The organism is Pseudomonas sp. GW823-FHT06E10, from assembly GCF_058794995.1.
This window is the reverse complement of record NZ_JBXAHJ010000006.1, coordinates 191103-208203: the sequence shown is the minus strand read 5'-3', so window position 1 is coordinate 208203 and position 17101 is coordinate 191103. Positions and strand designations below refer to the sequence as shown.

The window sequence follows — 17101 nt, the reverse complement described above, 5'->3', positions numbered from 1 at the left end:
ATTCCTTTTGGTTAACGAATCACTGCTTTGCAGTATCAGTGGCGGCGACTTTCTTGTCAGCCGTCGAGGCTTTGGCTGGCGTGGTCTTTTTTGCCGGCGTTGCGGTTTTCGCAGGTGTTTTCTTGGCCGGGGCTTTTTTCGCCGGAGCTTTTTTCACCGCTGGAACCGCAGCCTTTTTAGTCGCAGGGGCCGGTGTCACAGGCTTGGCGACCGGCTTGGCGTCCGCGGCAGCAACCATGCTTACCGGGGCGGGAGCCGGCATGTTGTACTTGCTCAGCAGCGCGACCATGGTGTTTTGAGGGGTCACCAGCAGTTCCACGCGACGGTTCAACGCACGACCTTGCACGCTGTCGTTGGCGGCACGCGGCGCATCACCGCCCAGGCCACGCAGCATCAAGCGATCACGCTGCAAACCACTGAGACGGAAAATCGCCGCAACGGACTGGGCACGCTCCTGGCTCAGTTTGACGTTGGCAGGCACAGCGCCGGACGTATCGCTGTGGCCGAGGATCAACACAGCAGTCTTTGGATCGGCTTCAAGGATCTTGGCAACGCGGGTGAACGGACCGAGCGTGACCGGCAACAGCATGGCCGGACGATCAGGGTTGAACGAGCCTTCGACCGGCGCAGTCACCACCAGCACGTTTTCGCGGCGCTCGAGTTGCATGTTGCTGCCCTTGACCGCCTCCCGCAGACGCGGTTCATAGTCGTCAAGCCAGGCCTGGGTGACTTTCGGGTCGGGCATCGGCACAGCCTTGGCGGCGCTCTGCTCGCTACCGCCGAACGGCCAGTACCACTTGCTGCCGCTATCGGTTCCGGCCTTGGCCACCGCAACCGGTTTGACTTCAGGTTTCACCTCCGGCTTGGCCACAGGCTTGCCGGCACTGTCGTCGGAACTGAACGGCCAGTACCAGTGGCTGCCGCTTTCAGTCTTGGCGACAGGTGCCGTCACGTCTTTCTGTGGAGTCTGTGCGCAACCGGTAATAGCGAAGCACAGGGCCAAGGCGAGGGTTTTATTGGATGACATTGGATATCCACAAGAATGAAGTCAAAAAAATCAGGCCACATTGGCCGGTACAAACAAACACTTTGAAACTGAAAAGGTTATCGGGTTCCAACCCTGGAACCCGATAGCCGTTTTTACAGACAAGTGGCCAGAGCCCGCACCAGCTTTTGCGCACGCGGGTCCATCAAGACGTACGGCCCCAGGGTATTTGTCACAAATCCGAAAGCCACGTCGTGCTCCGGGTCGGCAAAACCGATGGAGCCGCCGGCACCCGGATGACCGAACGCCCGCGGGCCAAGGCCGAAGGTGGCATTGGCAACGTCCGGTTGATCGAGCATGCAGCCCAGACCGAAACGGGTCCGGGTCAGTAAAGTCTTGTCCTCGCCGAGGCTATGCTCGCGGGTCAGTTCATCGAGCATTTCGCTTTCCAGCAGGCTGCCGTCGAGCAGGCCGGCATAGAACCCGGCCAGGCTGCGGGCATTGCCATGGCCATTGGCGGCCGGCTGTTGCATGCGTCGCCACTCGGGCTTGTTGGTGCTGGTCATGATCGACGGAGGGTTGGTGAACGCCCGGGTCGTCATGGCCGCTGGCTCACGCATGGTCACTTGCAGCAGGCGCTGGGCGGCGGCATCGCCGACATTGCCCTTGCCCCGCGCAATGTGGGCCACGCGATGGAACTCTTCGTCGGCCAAGCCCACATGGAAGTCCAGCCCCAACGGTTTGGCGACCCGCGCGACAATGGATTCACCCGGCCCACGACCGTCGGCACGGCGCAGCAATTCGCCGATCAGCCAGCCATAGGTGATCGCCGCGTAACCGTGGCCTTCGCCCGGCGTCCACCACGGCGTTTCGGCGGCCAGGGCGTCGACCATGGTTTGCCAGTCGTAAAGGGCTTCGGGGGCCAGTAACTCGCGCAATGCCGGAAGGCCGGCCTGATGGCAGAGCAATTGACGCAAGGTGACGGACTCTTTGCCGGCAGCGGCAAATTCGGGCCAGTAGCGCGCGACCGGGGCATCCAGTTGCAGCTTGCCTTCGGCCACCAATTGCAGCGCGGTGACGGCGGTAAAGGTCTTGGTGCAGGAGAACAGATTGGCGATGGTGTCGCTGTGCCAGGCCTCGGCCCCGTCCTTGTCGGCAGTGCCGGCCCACAGATCGAGGACGGTTTCGCCGCCGACCTGAATGCACAACGCTGCGCCACGTTCCTGGGGATCGTCGAACAGCGCCGCGAACGCCTCTCGCACCGCTTCGAACTTAAGCTCGTAATGACCCTGAATCTGCACCCGCAACTCCCCCGGATTAACGCTCTACAAAGTGGCGGGCATTGTTCCAGCCCTTGAGGGTTTTGGGAACAGGATTGGGCCGGGCGGTTGTGGCGAGGGGGCTTGCCCCCGTTGGAGTGCGTAGTGCTCCCAAATTTTTCGGCCGCTGCCGAGATTTTGGGGTTGCTACGCAACCCAACGGGGGAAAGCCCCCTCGCCACAGGGTTTCAGCTTTTAATGGCCTTTGCCGGAGTGCCCGCCAGCACCCTTCCCCGGCCCCTTGCCGGCGTCGGCCTTGCGGCCGCCCTCGGCGTCGTGGCTGGCTTTGTCGGCGGCGGCCGCAGCCTTCTCGGCCTCTTTGCCCAATTGCTCGACTGTCGCCAGGTTGCTTTTGCGCACGCTGTCGACAAACCCCTGGAACGGCAGATCAGTGATGCCCACCAACCCGAAGTGACCGTTTTCGCCATCAAGCAGGCGCCCGGTGACCGGTTGATCGAGGTACTGGAACCAATGCACGCCGACAATCGACGGCTCGCTCAATGCCTGCTTGAGGAAGTTGGCGTACGCCGGACCGCGGTCTTCTTCCTTCACCAAAGGCGTAACGCCGCCCCAGAACGGGCCACGATCAGCCGAGCCGAAATTGAACTCGGTGATCAGTACCGGTTTGTCGAGACTGCGCAGCCTGGCGAAGTCGTAACCATCCTGGGGTTGCAAGGTGTACATGTTGAAGCTCAACACGTCGCAATACTGGGCGCAGGACTCCACGGCCTCCGGCGTGCTGATGGCGAAACGGCCGCCGAGCAATAGCTGGTTCGGTGCGTGCCACTTGAGCGAGTCGGAGATGGTCTTGAAGTAAGTGTCGGCAAAGACCTTCTGGAAGTATTTGAAGTCGGCTTCGATTTCCGGGTGCTCGGCGCTTGGCAACGGCGGCACGAATCCCGGATCTTCCATCAGTTCCCAGGCCGCCAGATCGATGCCCCAGGCTTTCGACAAGCCAGCCTGATTGCGGTACTTGTCACGCAGCTGCTTGAGGAATGCGCGCTTGGCCGGCACGTCGGTGGTCATTTTCAAGGTGCCGTAGGCCAAGGCATACCGGGCTTTCGGGTCATCCCCGGGACCGGCCCAGGCCAGTTCGTTGTCGGCGTAGTAACCGATCAACCACGGATCGTCACGATGATCGCGGGTGGCAATGGCCACGGCACGTTCGGTGGCCATGGCGAAACGCGGGTCGAAGGGGTCGGGCATGCCGCCCCACCAGTCGGTACCGGTGCTGATGCTGGCGTAGTCGCCGACGATCGCCAGCGGCAAGGTGTAGGGCACGCGATCAGCGTCGCCCAATACGGGTGCGCTCCAGTTGCCAATGGTGTTGAAGCCCCAGGCCTGCAAGCGATCAAGGGTGTGAATGGCCCAACGCTGCTCGTCGAACAGCGGCTTGCACGGTTCGGCGGTTTTTTGCTCGGCGGCTTTCGCTACCGTCGCTTCAGTCCTGGCCGCTTCGGCGACACCAGACTCGGCAGTTGCAGGCACTACAGGTTGCTCCGCCGCCTTGGCCGCGGTCGCCTCAACTGCATCCGCCTTGGCCGCCGCGGCGACGCCCGCTTTGGTATCGCTGCCCTTCACACACGGGTCGCCATACAGGCGCTGCAGGTTGGCACCGTAGAAGTCGTACCAGCGACCGGCATTGTAGCCACGCCCTTGATCGGCACCGTTGCCGCCACGGTTGTCGCCTTCGCCGTAGTGGCTGGCGAGTGCGTCATCTGCTTTGGGCAGGGATTCGAACATCCACTCACGACCGGCAACGTAGGTCGGGTTGACGTCTGCAGCGACGGTGTTAACCCCGAGCGAGTAAAACGGATGGCCTTGCGGCGTCACCAGATACCAGCGTCCATCGCGTTTCTCGGTGCGGAAAAAACCACTGGCCTTGAAGGACGGGCCTTTGGTCAAACCACCGAACTTGTCCAGGGAGGACTTCTCGCGCTCGGCCAGCCAGGTTTTCAGTTGCTGCTGCTCCTTGCTGGCGGCGCTTTTCAGTTGTTCGTCACTGCTGATTTTTTCCGGCCATTTGTTTCGGGTCGACTGGCCGTAGGCATCCACCAACCCGCCATACACGGCTTGGGTTATCGACTCACCGTCCTGCACACCAAAGCGCTCCAGCAGGATGCTTTGCGCGGCTTTGGGCTGGTCCATCGACAGGCTCACCGACACCACCCGGCTGCGATCCAGCTCACCGGCGCTGCTGGCCAGCAACACTCGCTGCCCCTCAACGGTCATCGGCATCGGCGGGCCAGCCTTCATGCCCTGGCTCAGCGGTGATGTCGCTTGCAAAGGCACCAACAGGGTTTGCGCAGGCCCCGCCGGCAGATCGACGCGGCTGACCAGTGTCTTGCCGTCGTTGCTCTGGATGGTCACGTACAGGGTCAAGGCCCAGTTCATGGCGCTCTGGATCCGCAGGCTCATGACGCCCGACTGCGACCAGTCCCAGGCGCCGCTTTGCGGGGTCAGGCGCAACGTCGGCCGGGCGACCGGGTTGAACGTCACCCGGCGCAGCACTTCGCCCTCGGGGGTTTGCTCGGCGTTGGATTGCGGCAGGCTGGCGTCCTGAGTCGCCACCTGGACCACGTCGGCGGGGCGCACAAAGTTGAACAGCGTCTGCTGGCTGGCGGGGGCTGCCAACAGCGGTGTTGCGAACAGCAGGGTAAAAACAGCAGGCAACGAACGGCAAATCATGAGAACGAAATTCTCCCTAACGACCTTCAATGGGCCAGTGGAAAAGCGATGGCAGAGAGATAGACAACGCGGCGGGCAAAACTGCCCACCGGTGCTTCAGGAAATTTCTCGACGGAACGGCGGCAACGCGTTGAGGATGGCTTTGCCATAGCGCTGGGTCACCAGGCGCCGGTCGAGCAAGGTGATGGTGCCGCGGTCTTCTTCGGTGCGCAGCAAGCGACCGCAGGCCTGGACCAGTTTCAGCGAGGCGTCCGGCACGGAGATTTCCATGAACGGATTACCGCCCCTGGCTTCGATCCATTCGGCCAGCGCCGCTTCGACCGGATCATCGGGTACCGAGAAAGGAATCTTGGCAATGACCACGTGCTCGCAATAGGCGCCGGGCAAGTCGACCCCTTCGGCGAAGCTCGCCAGGCCGAACAACACGCTGGAATCGCCGCCATCTACCCGCGCCTTGTGCTTGTTCAGGGTTTCCTGTTTCGACAGGTTGCCCTGGATGAACACTTGCTTGCGCCAGTCGCGGTCCAGGCCGTCGAACACGTCCTGCATCTGTTTGCGCGAGGAAAACAGCACCAGCGTGCCCCGCGAGCCTTCGACCAGCTCAGGCAAATCACGAATGATCGCGGCGGTATGCGCCGCTGCATCACGGGGATCGGCGTTCAGGTTCGGCACCCGCAACACGCCGGCGTCGGCATGATGAAAGGGGCTTGGGACCACGGCGGTCACGGCTTTTTTCGGCAGACCAGCGCGCATGCGAAAGCGATCGAAGGTGCCGAGGGCCGTCAAGGTCGCCGACGTCACCAGGCAGCCATACGCCACGTTCCACAGGTTGCGCCGGAGCATTTCCGCCGCGAGGATGGGGCTTGCATTGACCTCGATATCGAACAGCGAGCCGCTTTCGGCCAGGGTCAGCCAGCGCGCCATGGGCGGGTTGTCTTCCGGGTCTTCGACGGTGAAGGCGGTCCACAACTCCCAGTTGCCGGAAGAACGCGACAACAGGCTGCCGAACAGCGGATACCACTCCTCGGCCTGGTTGCTGGCGATGCCGATGTTGACCTCGCCGTCCATACCCTCCTTGAGCAACTCGGTCAGGCGGGTGAACAGATCGGTCAGCCGTGCGAAGCCTTTCTTCAGTTCGATGCCCATTTCACGCATGTGCTCGGGAATCACCCCGCCGACGAATCGGTGACGCGGGCGCTCGCGGCCTTCGACGTCTTCGCCGGGCTTGAAATCGGCAATCTGCTCGCACGCGGTGAACATGAACTGCTGCTGGGTCTTGATCTCCCGCGCCAGTTCCGGCACCTGCTCGATCAACTTGCCCAGGTCCCCCGGCAATGGATGCTGGGCCAGAAGTTTGGTGAGGTTCTTGGCGGTGGTTTCCAGCCAGTCGGCGGTGGAGCGCAGGCGCGTGTAATGGGCGAAGTGGCCGATGGCCTTGTCCGGCAGGTGATGGCCTTCGTCGAACACGTAGATGGTGTCGCGCGGGTCCGGCAGCACGGCGCCGCCGCCCAGGGCCAGGTCGGCCAGTACCATGTCGTGGTTAGTGACGATCACGTCGACCTTGCCCATGCCTTCGCGGGCCTTGTAGAAGGCGCACTGGCCGAAGTTCGGGCAATGACGGTTGGTGCACTGGCTGTGATCGGTGGTCAGGCGCGCCCAGTCGGCGTCTTCCAGGGCGGTGGACCAACTGTCGCGGTCGCCGTCCCACTTATTGCCGGCGAGTTTTTCGATCATGCTGGTGAACAGCTTCTGACTGGCCTCGTCGACCTCGATCTTGAAACCTTCTTCTTCGAACAACTGAGCGGTGGCGGTCTGCGCGTGGCCTTCCTGGAGCAACATGTCGAGCTTGGACAGGCACATGTAGCGCCCGCGTCCCTTGGCCAGGGCGAAGCTGAAATTCAGCCCGCTGTTGCGCATCAGGTCAGGCAAGTCCTTGTAGACGATCTGCTCTTGCAGGGCCACGGTGGCCGTGGCGATCACCAGGCGCTTGCCGGCGGCCTTCGCCGTGGGAATCGCCGCCAGGCTGTAGGCCACGGTCTTGCCGGTACCGGTGCCGGCTTCCACCGCGACAATCGCGGGGTCGCCACTGCGCCGGCCTTCGTCGTCGGTGTCGATGTCACCCAGGACCTTGGCGACTTCGGCGATCATCAGGCGTTGGCCGTAGCGCGGCTTGAGGCTCTTGGCTTCGAGAAAACGCGAGTAGGCGCCCTGGATCGTGGTTTTGAGTTCAGTGCTGATCATGGATTGTCGGGCGCAAAAAACGCTGGATAAATTTTCAGTAGTTCGGTTCGGTCGCTATCATACCCCGCTAATGAATCCCGCGCAGAACGGAGTAACCCAATGACACCTTTTAGCCTCATTTATAGCCTGCACGTACTGGCGGCCCTGGTCTGGGTCGGCGGCATGTTTTTCGCCTGGATGGTCCTGCGCCCCGCCGCAATCAAGGCACTTGAAGGCCCAGCCCGACTGAAGCTGTGGGTAGAAGTGTTTCAAGGCTTTTTCCGCTGGGTCTGGGTGGCGGTGGTGCTATTGCCAGTCAGCGGCGTGGGCATGCTGCACATGCAATTCAACGGTTTTGAAGCCGCGCCGCGTTATGTGCAGGTGATGATGGGCTTGTATGTGGTAATGACCGCGCTGTTCATCCGCATTCAGGCGCTGATGCTGCCGGAACTGCGCACCGCCGTGGCCGAGCAGGATTGGCCAGCCGGTGCAGCGGTGCTGGGACGGATCCGCAAGTTGGTGGGGATCAATCTGCTGGTAGGGTTGGCTTTGGTGGTGATTGCCGCGGCCCGGCCGATGTTTTGATTCTGCCGAACTTTTGTGGCGAGGGGGCTCGCCCCCGTTCGGCTGCGAAGCAGTCGTAAACCAGACACCACTAACCTTCGCGATTGCCGGAAATGGGGCCGCTTCGCGGCCCAACGGGGGCAAGCCCCCTCGCCACAGGGCTTTCGGCGCTTCTTACAACCGCTGCACAGTCACCGAACCAGCGGCACCTTCAGGCCCAGGCTGACCATCAGCCCCGGGTTTACCGCTCTTGCCACCATCGGCCTTGTAAATCAGGCAGCCCTTGGCCTTGCCACCCGCGCCCGGTTTGCCGCCCGGGCCGGCCAGGCCACCGGCGCCGCCAGCCACCTGAACCTTGATCCGGTCTGCCGGGAAGTCGTGCGGCACTGCCAGTTTGATCAGCGCCCCCGGTGCTCCCGGCTGACCGTTGCTGCCATCACTGCCATCAGCACCGCGACCGGCCTGACCCCATGTGCAGCCCGGTTCCTGGCCGTTACCCCCATCAAGACCAACGAACCCCGGTGCACCCGCACCACCGCGAGCATCAACGGTCAATTGCGCTGCGTTCAGTGTCTTGATCTGCAAATCAAGGCTGCGCCCGGATCGAGCGGCCTTCTGGTAGGTCCCGGGTGAGCCACGGGAGGTGATCTGGCTGCCTTCGGACAAATCAGCGCGACGGACCTTCAGCGCCAGCGCCTGTTCCCCCGGCACGATGGCAATGCGCGCTTCACGCCCCAGATGCAATTCACCCACGGTGACTTCGGTGACGTTCGAAGGAATCAGCAAGGTGCCGTAATCGGCCACTTCCAGGCGTTCCAGTTGCAGGGCGCTGGCGGTGTTGGGCAAGCGCATCAGCGAGTTGGGTTCGACACTCACCACCTGTGCGCAGGCCAATGGGCTGATGAGTGCGGCGAGCAGACAGAGTTTACGCATGGGAAGCCTTCGAAGCGGTGGGGGCTGGAATGGTTTGCAGGTGGAATACGCCGAAAATGACGATCTTCAGGCGGTCAAGCCAGGGATGGGCGCGACCTCGAAGGCTGCGATAGCACAGCAACGCTTCCAGAAGATGGATGAACCCCAACAGGCCGCCGGCCAGGTTGACCAACGGGTGCAGCGGAAAGACAAACGGTGTGAGCAGATTGACCAGCACTACCGCCCAGAACAGCAAGGTCAGTAATCGCCCCAGTCCCCATATGACTTTCATACGCGCCCCCGATGAGAATTATTGTTTGCGCGCACAGTAACGGCTTCCACGCGGGATAAGCCAGAGGGCAAGGGAAAATTCTTCATGGAGGCCGCCGAACGGCCGTCGCAGCGATCACACTAGTCGCTCGACGGCTCTATCTCTTGGCTCAGCGGTTTATATGCAGTTCCACGCGACGGTTTTTCGCACGGCCTTCTTCTGTTTCGTTGTCGGCAATCGGTTGGCTCTCGCCCTTGCCTTCGCTGGTAATTTTGTTCGGCGCCACACCCTGGCTCAACAGGTATTCCGCCACGCTGCTGGCACGCCGCTCCGACAAGGCCTGGTTATAGGCATCCGAACCGACACTGTCGGTGTGGCCGACCACCTTGATGCTGACCACATCGGCATCCTCGAACTTGCTCATCAACGCATCCAGTTGACTCTTCGCCGTCGGGGTCAGCTCGGATTGATTGAAGACAAACAGTACATCGCTCAGAGTAATGACTTCGGATTGCGCAGGCTCGACCTGGACGCTGTCCGGGTACTGCGGCACCACGCAACCGCGATGGTCGACCGGGGTATTGGCAGGGGTATCAGCGCAACGGTCGCGTCGGTCGAAAACGCCGTCGCCATCTTCGTCGCCATCCTGGGCATAGCAGATCAAGCCGCCGGACAAGATACCCAGCGCCGCCCCACCCCCGGCCCAGGCACTACTCTCGATTGCGCCCAGACCACCACCGACCAGACCGCCGATGAGGCTGCAAATTGGCCAGGTGCGTTGATTGAGGGGGGCGGTGCCATCGCTGTGGGTCGCGCAGCCGGTCAAGAGGCTGCCAAGTAGCAGAACCGGCAAGACGGTCCTTGTGAGAACGATCATGTTGAAAGCTCCTGTGTCCCCGGCCAATACCGGTTACACAGGAGTAAAGACCCGCATCCGCGACTGCACAAGGCGCGGATGCGAGGGGGGCCTAACGCTGGATTTTGATTTCGGTACGACGGTTCTGTGCACGACCGTCAGCGGTTTTGTTGTCTGCAACCGGCTGGCTTTCACCGGCACCGACAACCGACACGAAGTTGCTGCGAGGTACGCCTTGATCGATGAGGTATTCAACCACCGAGTGGGCGCGTTTATCCGACAGTTTCTGGTTGTAGGCGTCGCTACCCACGCTGTCGGTATGGCCGGTTACGGTCAGTTGAGCAGTCGGGGCTTCGGCTTTCAGGCGAGTGGCAATCTTGTCGAGTACCAGTTTGTCGGACGAGGTAAGCGTGGCTTTATCAAACTGGAAGTGGACATCGCGAATGACGATGGTTTCTTCCTGGACCACAACCGCTTCTTCGACCACAGGCGCAGGTGGTGGGCAACCGTTGGCATCGACTTGAACGCCTTTAGGCGTGCCTGGGCACTTGTCGCGACTATCCGGCACACCGTCGCCGTCTTCGTCGCCATCACCGTGCACCCAGCAATAAGCCGCTGCCGTACCGCCGACGAGCAGAGCACCATACCCTGCCCATGCCGAGCTTTCGGTCGCTCCGAGGCCCGCACCCACGACACCACCAACAGCCGCACAGGTCGGCCAGTCGGTTTTCTGCAAACCTGCGCAACCAGTCAAGACACTGGTTAGCAGAACCAAGGGTAATGCTGTCCGAACTATGCTCATCTAGTTTTCTCCTGAAGGATCGGCTTAGAACCGATTCAGGTAGTAAAGACCCGAGTTTTAAACTCCGCCAGCAATAGGCCATGCTGTTTATTCGCGTATTAACGGCAGCTTGGCGCTTTTGTCGCCAAGGCGCTCTAGGCCCGAACGTAAGGGCAGGCTAGTCTTGGCAGATCTGATTGAGGATCTTCGATGACTGCAGGTATTTCTTCACGCACGCCACAACAGGCACTGGCCGCGTTACTCGACCGATATGCCCCCACACGTCTGTTGTTGATCGGCGCCAGCGAGTTCCCGGCACTGGAGGCTTTCAAACTCGCTCACCCGGACAGCTGCGTCGCTTTCGCCGCCCCCGGGCCGTTGCCCGACGAGTTGGCGGCCCGCCGTTTCGACCTGGCCCTGGTGGTCGATTGCCTGGAGCATCTGCCCAAGCGCGACGGCCTGAACCTGCTGGGTGGCATCCGCAACCTCAACGCCAGCCGCATCGCGGTGCTGGCGGATCTGCCGGCCTGTGGCTGGCAGGAAACCGACTTTTTCTCCCTGGCCCTGCAAGCCAGTGAACGCTTCCAACGGGACGAACAGGTCCTGACCCTGTTTACCTACGATCTGCTTGAATACAAACAAGTCCCCGACTGGCTCAATTCGCGCTTCTGGGCCAATCCGGAAAACTTCGGGAAATACTGGTGGTAATGCAATGAGTACATCCATTTGCCCTTGCGGCAGCGGCACCCTGCTCGACGCCTGCTGCGGTCACTACCATGCCGGACACCCGGCGCCGTGCGCGCAAACCTTGATGCGCTCACGCTACAGCGCTTATGTGCTGGGGTTGGTCGACTATCTGGTGGCCACCACCCTGCCCGCCCAACAGGCTGGCCTGGACCGTCAATCGATCAGCGACTGGAGCGCGCAAAGTACGTGGCTGGGCCTTGAGGTGGAAAGCTCCGAAGTGCTGGGCGGCCAGCCTGAACACGCTTTCGTGACCTTCACCGCGCGCTGGCACGACAGCAATGGCGAGCACAGTCATCGAGAGCGCTCATCGTTCGTACAGAACGCCGGGCGCTGGTATTTCATCGACCCGACCGTGCAACTCAAACTCGGGCGCAATGACCCTTGCCCGTGCGCGAGTGGGCAGAAGTTCAAGAAGTGTTGTGCGGGGTACTTCAGCAGCTAGTACATGGAATGACTGACCACCACGCAGGAGCTGTCGAAGGCTGCGATCCTTTGGGTCTAGACTGGAGCTCAAGGGAGAAACACCACGATGATCATCCGCCGCTGCGCACTCTGTCTGCTCACCTTGTTCCTGACACTGGGACTCGGCGGCTGTGCCTCGTGGTTCGACGACGACTTGCCGGACCCCGAGGTCCATCTGGTGAAGATCGAGGTGGTCAACGCCAAACTGCTGGAACAGAAACTCCTCCTGCATTTTCGCATCGACAACCCCAACGACAGCGACCTGACCGTGCGCGGTCTGGAGTACCGCGTTCACTTGGGCGACATACTGCTGGCCGACGGCGAGTACGAACACTGGTTCACCATCAGCCCCAGGCACAGCGCTTACTTCAAGGTACCGATCCGCACCAACCTGTGGTCCAAGGTCCGTGATCTGGCCAAACTGCTGAAAAAATCCGATCAACCCATTCCCTATCGTCTGGAAGGTGAACTGGAAACCGGTATATTCATCACCCACTACGTGCACCTGACGCGCAATGGCGTGATAATCGCCGCCGATTTAATTCCGGAGCAACACCGATGACCCAGCAACCCCATGTCCACGGCCCTGACTGCAATCACGATCATGATCATGACCATCACCACCATGATCACGACCACGGCCATGTCCACGGTCCGAACTGCGGCCACGCTCACCAGGAACCGGTGCGCAATGCCCTGAAAGACGTCGGCCGCAACGATCCGTGCCCATGCGGCAACGGCAAGAAATTCAAGAAGTGCCACGGCGCTTGATGCTTCGGGCGAAGACTTGCTTCGCCTGTTGAATCGCAATCCTCTCCTGTGGGAGCGAGCTTGCTCGCGATGACGGCAGCACATCAACTATCAATGTGTCAGTCAGACCGCTATCGTCGGAACGCCGCCCGGAGCAAGCTCGCTCCTACAGGTTTTTCAGTCAGCCGTTAATACACATGCGGTGCTGACCACCGTCGCATACTCACCGTGCAAATTCCCCAGCGACATCGCATGCACCACTTCGGCGCTATGGGCTTGGCCAAAGAAATCAGCCTTGTCGAAGGTAAAGCACGCATCCTCGGCCACCCACGTATCAAACCCCAGGTTGCCCGCGGTACGCGCCGTGGACTCCACCGAGTTGTGGGTCGCGACACCGACGATGATCAACTGCCCGATCCCCGCCTCGCGCAACTGCGCCTCCAGCCCCGTCGAACAAAACGCATCCGGCACCTGCTTCTGGATCAAGCGTTCACCGGCCATTGGCTCAAACCGTTCCTGAAACTCCACCCCCGACTGCTGCGGCCAGAATACCGAGTCCTCCGAGCGCGACAGGTGCTGCACATGGATCACCGGCCTAGCGGTGCATCGCCAATGGCCAAGCAAGTCCAGCATGCGCGCTTCGGCCTCTGGATTATTCCTGCGGCCGAGCCTGGGATGCAGGATGCCCTTTTGTTGATCGATGATGATCAGTGCCGCGTTTGCCTTGAGCTCCATGCCGACTGTTCTCCTGGATTGTTGAGCGTTTCGCACTTCAACATCTCCCATTGCGACTGACAAGACTGCGATCTTTCCGGTTTATCAGACAAATCCTGAAATAACCTTGTACCCCGCTTGCGCGGCCACCTCCCGCTCACTAACGTAGCGCCTTTATTGCGCGCCGCCGCCTCTACCCCCGCAGGAGCTTTGCCATGGCCTCGCCAGCCCTTACTCATTTTCTACCCCGGTTCGGCGTTGCCGCAGCAGTGGCCGGTGTGTTGAGCCTGACCGGTTGTCAGAACTTCAACGCCCAGGACACCCTCCCGCCGACCTCCGGCGTACAACCACTCAAGGGCCTGGCGCAGAGCGTTTCGGTGCGCCGCAATGCCATGGGCATGCCGCTGATCGAAAGCAACAGCTTCCACGACGCGCTGTTCACCCTCGGTTACGTGCATGCCAGCGACCGCATCACCCAGATGGTCACCCTGCGCCTGCTGGCCCAGGGCCGTCTGGCCGAGATGCACGGTGCGGACCTGCTGGATGCCGACCGTTACATGCGGGCGGTCAACCTGAAGAAAAGTGCTGGCGAGCTGTACAAGGCTTCTTCACCGCGCCTCAAGCGTTTCTTCGAAGTCTATGCGCGCGGGGTCAACGCCTACCTGTTCCGCTACCGCGACAAACTGCCGACGGATCTGGCAGCCACCGGCTACAAGCCTGAGTACTGGCAGCCGGAGGATTCGGCGCTGATTTTCTGCCTGCTGAACTTCAGCCAGTCGACCAACCTGCCGGAAGAAATTTCCTCGCTGGTACTGGCCCAGACCGTCACCACCGACAAACTTGCATGGCTGACGCCGTCGGCTCCCGACGAAAAACTGCCGGTCGCCGAAAGCGAAAAACTGCAAGGCCTCAAGCTCAACGGGCAAATACCGGGGCTGGCCGAACTCAGCAAAGCCACGGGCCAACTGTCGGACCTGAACCTGTTGGGCGCCACTTCGTCGAACAACTGGGCCATCGCTCCACAACGCAGCCGCAGCGGCAAGAGCCTGCTGGCCAGTGACAGTCATGGCCCGCTGGGCGTGCCTTCATTGTTCAGTTACGTGCAGATTCGCACGCCGAAGTATCAGGCATCCGGCGTGACCATCGCAGGTCTGCCGATGGTGCTTGGAGGTTTCAACGGCAAAGTGGCGTGGAGCATGACGTCCGTGATGGGCGACAACCAGGATCTGTTCCTGGAGAAGATCAAGCGCCAGAGCAACGGGCTTACCTACGAAAACGCCGGGAAGTGGCAGCCGGCGATCGTGCGCAACGAAACCTATTTCGTCAAAGGCCAGCGGCCGACTCGCGAAGCGGTGTACGAAACCCGCCATGGCCCGTTGCTCAACAGCGCCCAAGGCGCCACGCTGGCCAATGGTTTCGGCCTGGCCTTGCAGACGCCGAACTTCACCGACGACAAGACCCTGGACGCGCTCTTCGACCTGTCCCGCGCCCAGAGTGTCGAGAAAGCTTCGGATGCCAGCCGCGAAATCCGCGCCATTGCGATGAACCTGGTGTTCGCCGATGTCAGCCACATCGGCTGGCAAGTCACCGGTCGTTACCCGAACCGCCGCGAAGGCGAAGGCTTGCTGCCCTCGCCGGGCTGGGAAGGTCGATACGATTGGGACGGTTACGCCGACCCAATGCTGCACCCGTACGATCAGGACCCGGCTCAGGGCTGGCTCGGCACCGCCAACCAGCGGGTCATCCCCCATGGCTACGGCATGCAGCTGTCCAATTCCTGGGCCGCTCCGGAGCGCGGCGAGCGCCTGGCCGAACTGGCCGGCGCAGGCAAACACGACAGCCGCAGCCTGATCGCCATGCAATACGACCAGACCACCACCTTCGCTGCCAAGCTGAAGAAAATGTTCGAAGCGCCGGGTATGGCCCAGCCACTCAAACAAGCCATGGACGCCTTGCCGGCGGCCGATCGTGCCAAGGCACACGAAGCCTACAGCCGCTTGATGGCGTTCGACGGCAAGCTCAGCCCGACCTCCACCGATGCGGCCATCTACGAACTGTTCCTGCAGGAAAGCACGCGGCAGATCTTCCTCGATGAACTGGGCCCGGAAAGCAGCCCGACGTGGAAAGCTTTTGTCGCCGACGGCAAGTTGTCCTACGCGGCCCAGGCCGATCACTTGCTCGGGCGTGAGGACAGCCCGTTCTGGGATGACGTGCGCACCGCACAGAAAGAAGACAAACCGGCCATCCTCGCTCGCAGCCTCACCGCCGCGATCAGCGCGGGCGACAGCCAGTTGGGCGGCGATCACAAAGCCTGGCAATGGGGCAAACTGCATCGCCATGAATGGAAAAACAGCAGCGGCCAGACCGTACGCGGACCGCTGCCGGCCGGTGGCGATCACACCACTCTCAACACCGCCGCCTTCGCCTGGGGCCAGGACTTCAACACCACGCTGGCGCCAGCCATGCGCTTTATCGTCGACTTCGGCCAGTCCGAACCGCTGATGGCGCAGAACGGCACCGGCCAGTCCGGCAACCCGGCCAGCCCGAACTACCTCAACAGCATCGAGCCGTGGTTCAAGGGCCAGTACATGAGCCTGCCGATGCAGCCGCAGAACTTCGACAACGCCTATGGCAAGGCGCGGTTGACGCTGACACCCGGTAAATAACCCAGCCCTTTACTTGCCCGCGATAGCGGTCTGACATTCAAAATAGAGGTTGAATGTTGAATCGTTATCGCGGTTGCGCTGACTCAAGGACAAGTCGTGTCACGAGGTGGAGTGCCCGGCCCTGCGAAACCTGCTCAGTCAATCCGTTCTTTTGTGGCGAGTTGATTTGGTGCACCCATTTCCCTGCGCCCGTTTTCGTGCATAAATCTGTCTCCGGCCATTTCCAAGTACCTAAATAAAACGCTTGTTCGGCACTCTGGTTCGGAAATTGCTACTTTCAACAGGTCTTACGCTTTCCAGTAACAATAATTCTGCGCCACAAGCGCTCATATTGGTTTTTAGGGATTGAATAATGAAAAAAGCATTGCTGACCCTTTCTGCACTGGCGTTGTGCATGGCGGCTGGTTCCGCCATGGCGAAGGAGTACAAAGAACTGCGTTTCGGCGTTGACCCTTCCTACGCACCGTTCGAATCGAAAGCGGCCGATGGCAGCCTGGTAGGCTTTGACATCGATCTGGGGAACGCGATCTGCGCCGAACTGAAGGTCAAGTGCAAGTGGGTCGAGAGTGACTTCGATGGCATGATTCCGGGCCTGAAAGCCAATAAGTTCGACGGTGTGATCTCGTCGATGACCGTTACCCCGGCCCGTGAAAAAGTCATCGACTTCTCCAGCGAGTTGTTCTCCGGCCCAACCGCCTACGTGTTCAAGAAAGGCTCCGGCCTGACCGAGGACGTCGCTTCGCTGAAGGGCAAAACCGTAGGCTACGAGCAAGGCACCATCCAGGAAGCCTACGCCAAAGCCGTTCTCGACAAGGCCGGCGTGAAAACCCAGGCCTATCAGAATCAGGATCAGGTGTATTCCGACCTGACTTCCGGCCGTCTCGACGCAGCGATCCAGGACATGCTGCAAGCCGAACTGGGCTTCTTGAAGTCACCAAAAGGTGAAGGCTACGAAGTCAGCAAGCCAGTCGACAGCGAACTGCTGCCTGCCAAAACCGCGGTCGGTATTAAGAAAGGTAACACCGAGCTGAAAGCACTTTTGGATAAAGGTATCAAAGCGTTACACGATGATGGCACCTACGCCACCATTCAGAAGAAACACTTTGGCGATCTGAATCTGTACAGCGGCAAATAATGCCCGGCGCCCATCTCTCGATGGGCGCTTT

At 61.0% G+C, this 17101-nt stretch carries 16 protein-coding genes; 7 read left to right on the top strand and 9 right to left on the bottom strand.

Annotated features, from left to right (window positions below):
* Window positions 1-19: 19 nt before the first annotated feature.
* From AC1Q6Y_RS12415 to dinG, 4 genes are all read right to left on the bottom strand, one after another.
* Entirely contained in the window at window positions 20-1027 is a 1008-nt protein-coding gene (locus tag AC1Q6Y_RS12415; RefSeq protein WP_492624630.1) for an OmpA family protein, read from the bottom strand.
* 113 nt (window positions 1028-1140) lie between these two features.
* On the bottom strand, window positions 1141-2286 hold the full coding sequence (locus AC1Q6Y_RS12410) for a serine hydrolase domain-containing protein (RefSeq protein ID WP_340316520.1): 1146 nt from the start codon (window positions 2284-2286) through the stop codon (window positions 1141-1143).
* A gap of 213 nt (window positions 2287-2499) precedes the next feature.
* On the bottom strand, window positions 2500-4992 hold the full coding sequence (locus AC1Q6Y_RS12405) for a beta-galactosidase (RefSeq protein ID WP_492624629.1): 2493 nt from the start codon (window positions 4990-4992) through the stop codon (window positions 2500-2502).
* A gap of 96 nt (window positions 4993-5088) precedes the next feature.
* Complete coding sequence (gene dinG / locus AC1Q6Y_RS12400) at window positions 5089-7233, bottom strand: ATP-dependent DNA helicase DinG (RefSeq protein WP_007992389.1); 2145 nt, start codon at window positions 7231-7233, stop codon at window positions 5089-5091.
* Window positions 7234-7332: 99 nt separating this feature from the next.
* Here dinG and AC1Q6Y_RS12395 point away from each other — a divergent pair, with 99 nt between their 5' ends.
* Window positions 7333-7797: a CopD family protein gene (locus AC1Q6Y_RS12395; RefSeq protein ID WP_057716117.1), complete on the top strand. Its 465-nt coding sequence runs from the start codon at window positions 7333-7335 to the stop codon at window positions 7795-7797.
* Window positions 7798-7950: 153 nt separating this feature from the next.
* Here AC1Q6Y_RS12395 and AC1Q6Y_RS12390 read toward each other — a convergent pair whose 3' ends face one another.
* The 4 genes from AC1Q6Y_RS12390 to AC1Q6Y_RS12375 all read right to left on the bottom strand — a co-directional run bounded on the left by AC1Q6Y_RS12390 (window position 7951) and on the right by AC1Q6Y_RS12375 (window position 10617).
* Window positions 7951-8709, bottom strand: a complete 759-nt coding sequence (locus tag AC1Q6Y_RS12390) for a collagen-like protein (protein WP_492624628.1) — start codon at window positions 8707-8709, stop codon at window positions 7951-7953.
* A complete protein-coding gene (locus AC1Q6Y_RS12385) occupies window positions 8702-8980 on the bottom strand; it encodes a DUF1145 domain-containing protein (RefSeq protein ID WP_150812938.1) in 279 nt (92 codons plus the stop codon). Before AC1Q6Y_RS12385 ends, AC1Q6Y_RS12390 begins: the two co-directional genes overlap by 8 nt.
* Window positions 8981-9128: 148 nt before the next feature.
* Entirely contained in the window at window positions 9129-9836 is a 708-nt protein-coding gene (locus AC1Q6Y_RS12380) for a PA1041 family peptidoglycan-binding anchor lipoprotein (RefSeq protein ID WP_218495055.1), read from the bottom strand.
* Window positions 9837-9927: 91 nt separating this feature from the next.
* Window positions 9928-10617 (bottom strand): PA1041 family peptidoglycan-binding anchor lipoprotein, encoded by a 690-nt coding sequence (locus AC1Q6Y_RS12375; RefSeq protein WP_057716121.1) that lies wholly within the window; start codon window positions 10615-10617, stop codon window positions 9928-9930.
* Between the two features lie 189 nt (window positions 10618-10806).
* Between AC1Q6Y_RS12375 and AC1Q6Y_RS12370 the strand changes: the two genes are divergently transcribed.
* The 4 genes from AC1Q6Y_RS12370 to AC1Q6Y_RS12355 all read left to right on the top strand — a co-directional run bounded on the left by AC1Q6Y_RS12370 (window position 10807) and on the right by AC1Q6Y_RS12355 (window position 12576).
* Entirely contained in the window at window positions 10807-11304 is a 498-nt protein-coding gene (locus AC1Q6Y_RS12370) for a DUF6231 family protein (protein ID WP_057716122.1), read from the top strand.
* A gap of 4 nt (window positions 11305-11308) precedes the next feature.
* The gene (locus AC1Q6Y_RS12365) at window positions 11309-11785 is read left to right on the top strand and encodes a YchJ family protein (protein WP_057716123.1); all 477 of its coding nucleotides are present in this window, start codon (window positions 11309-11311) and stop codon (window positions 11783-11785) included.
* An 87-nt stretch (window positions 11786-11872) separates the two neighbouring features.
* Window positions 11873-12367 carry an LEA/WHy family protein gene (locus AC1Q6Y_RS12360; protein ID WP_090453523.1) on the top strand — a complete coding sequence of 165 codons (495 nt, stop codon included), beginning with the start codon at window positions 11873-11875 and terminating at the stop codon, window positions 12365-12367.
* Window positions 12364-12576, top strand: a complete 213-nt coding sequence (locus tag AC1Q6Y_RS12355; protein WP_015093814.1) for an SEC-C metal-binding domain-containing protein — start codon at window positions 12364-12366, stop codon at window positions 12574-12576. The genes AC1Q6Y_RS12360 and AC1Q6Y_RS12355 overlap by 4 nt, the downstream gene beginning before the upstream one ends.
* Before the next feature lie 156 nt (window positions 12577-12732).
* On the opposite strand, the gene AC1Q6Y_RS12350 is transcribed toward AC1Q6Y_RS12355, so the two are convergent.
* Window positions 12733-13290, bottom strand: a complete 558-nt coding sequence (locus tag AC1Q6Y_RS12350; RefSeq protein WP_150812934.1) for a cysteine hydrolase family protein — start codon at window positions 13288-13290, stop codon at window positions 12733-12735.
* 194 nt (window positions 13291-13484) lie between these two features.
* Between AC1Q6Y_RS12350 and AC1Q6Y_RS12345 the strand changes: the two genes are divergently transcribed.
* Both AC1Q6Y_RS12345 and AC1Q6Y_RS12340 read left to right on the top strand, forming a co-directional pair.
* The gene (locus AC1Q6Y_RS12345; RefSeq protein ID WP_492624627.1) at window positions 13485-15935 is read left to right on the top strand and encodes a penicillin acylase family protein; all 2451 of its coding nucleotides are present in this window, start codon (window positions 13485-13487) and stop codon (window positions 15933-15935) included.
* A gap of 352 nt (window positions 15936-16287) precedes the next feature.
* On the top strand, window positions 16288-17070 hold the full coding sequence (locus tag AC1Q6Y_RS12340) for a transporter substrate-binding domain-containing protein (RefSeq protein WP_057716127.1): 783 nt from the start codon (window positions 16288-16290) through the stop codon (window positions 17068-17070).
* Window positions 17071-17101 lie beyond the last annotated feature (31 nt).

Excerpts from the sequence above, each read along its gene's own strand:
- AC1Q6Y_RS12380 (WP_218495055.1), bottom strand. The coding sequence starts at position 9,836 with ATGATCGTTCTCACAAGGACCGTCTTGCCGGTTCTGCTACTTGGCAGC.
- AC1Q6Y_RS12405 (WP_492624629.1), bottom strand. The coding sequence starts at position 4,992 with ATGATTTGCCGTTCGTTGCCTGCTGTTTTTACCCTGCTGTTCGCAACA.
- dinG (WP_007992389.1), bottom strand. The coding sequence starts at position 7,233 with ATGATCAGCACTGAACTCAAAACCACGATCCAGGGCGCCTACTCGCGT.
- AC1Q6Y_RS12355 (WP_015093814.1), top strand. The coding sequence starts at position 12,364 with ATGACCCAGCAACCCCATGTCCACGGCCCTGACTGCAATCACGATCAT.
- AC1Q6Y_RS12345 (WP_492624627.1), top strand. The coding sequence starts at position 13,485 with ATGGCCTCGCCAGCCCTTACTCATTTTCTACCCCGGTTCGGCGTTGCC.
- AC1Q6Y_RS12350 (WP_150812934.1), bottom strand. The coding sequence starts at position 13,290 with ATGGAGCTCAAGGCAAACGCGGCACTGATCATCATCGATCAACAAAAG.
- AC1Q6Y_RS12340 (WP_057716127.1), top strand. The coding sequence starts at position 16,288 with ATGAAAAAAGCATTGCTGACCCTTTCTGCACTGGCGTTGTGCATGGCG.
- AC1Q6Y_RS12390 (WP_492624628.1), bottom strand. The coding sequence starts at position 8,709 with ATGCGTAAACTCTGTCTGCTCGCCGCACTCATCAGCCCATTGGCCTGC.
- AC1Q6Y_RS12385 (WP_150812938.1), bottom strand. The coding sequence starts at position 8,980 with ATGAAAGTCATATGGGGACTGGGGCGATTACTGACCTTGCTGTTCTGG.
- AC1Q6Y_RS12365 (WP_057716123.1), top strand. The coding sequence starts at position 11,309 with ATGAGTACATCCATTTGCCCTTGCGGCAGCGGCACCCTGCTCGACGCC.
- AC1Q6Y_RS12370 (WP_057716122.1), top strand. The coding sequence starts at position 10,807 with ATGACTGCAGGTATTTCTTCACGCACGCCACAACAGGCACTGGCCGCG.
- AC1Q6Y_RS12360 (WP_090453523.1), top strand. The coding sequence starts at position 11,873 with ATGATCATCCGCCGCTGCGCACTCTGTCTGCTCACCTTGTTCCTGACA.
- AC1Q6Y_RS12395 (WP_057716117.1), top strand. The coding sequence starts at position 7,333 with ATGACACCTTTTAGCCTCATTTATAGCCTGCACGTACTGGCGGCCCTG.
- AC1Q6Y_RS12415 (WP_492624630.1), bottom strand. The coding sequence starts at position 1,027 with ATGTCATCCAATAAAACCCTCGCCTTGGCCCTGTGCTTCGCTATTACC.
- AC1Q6Y_RS12375 (WP_057716121.1), bottom strand. The coding sequence starts at position 10,617 with ATGAGCATAGTTCGGACAGCATTACCCTTGGTTCTGCTAACCAGTGTC.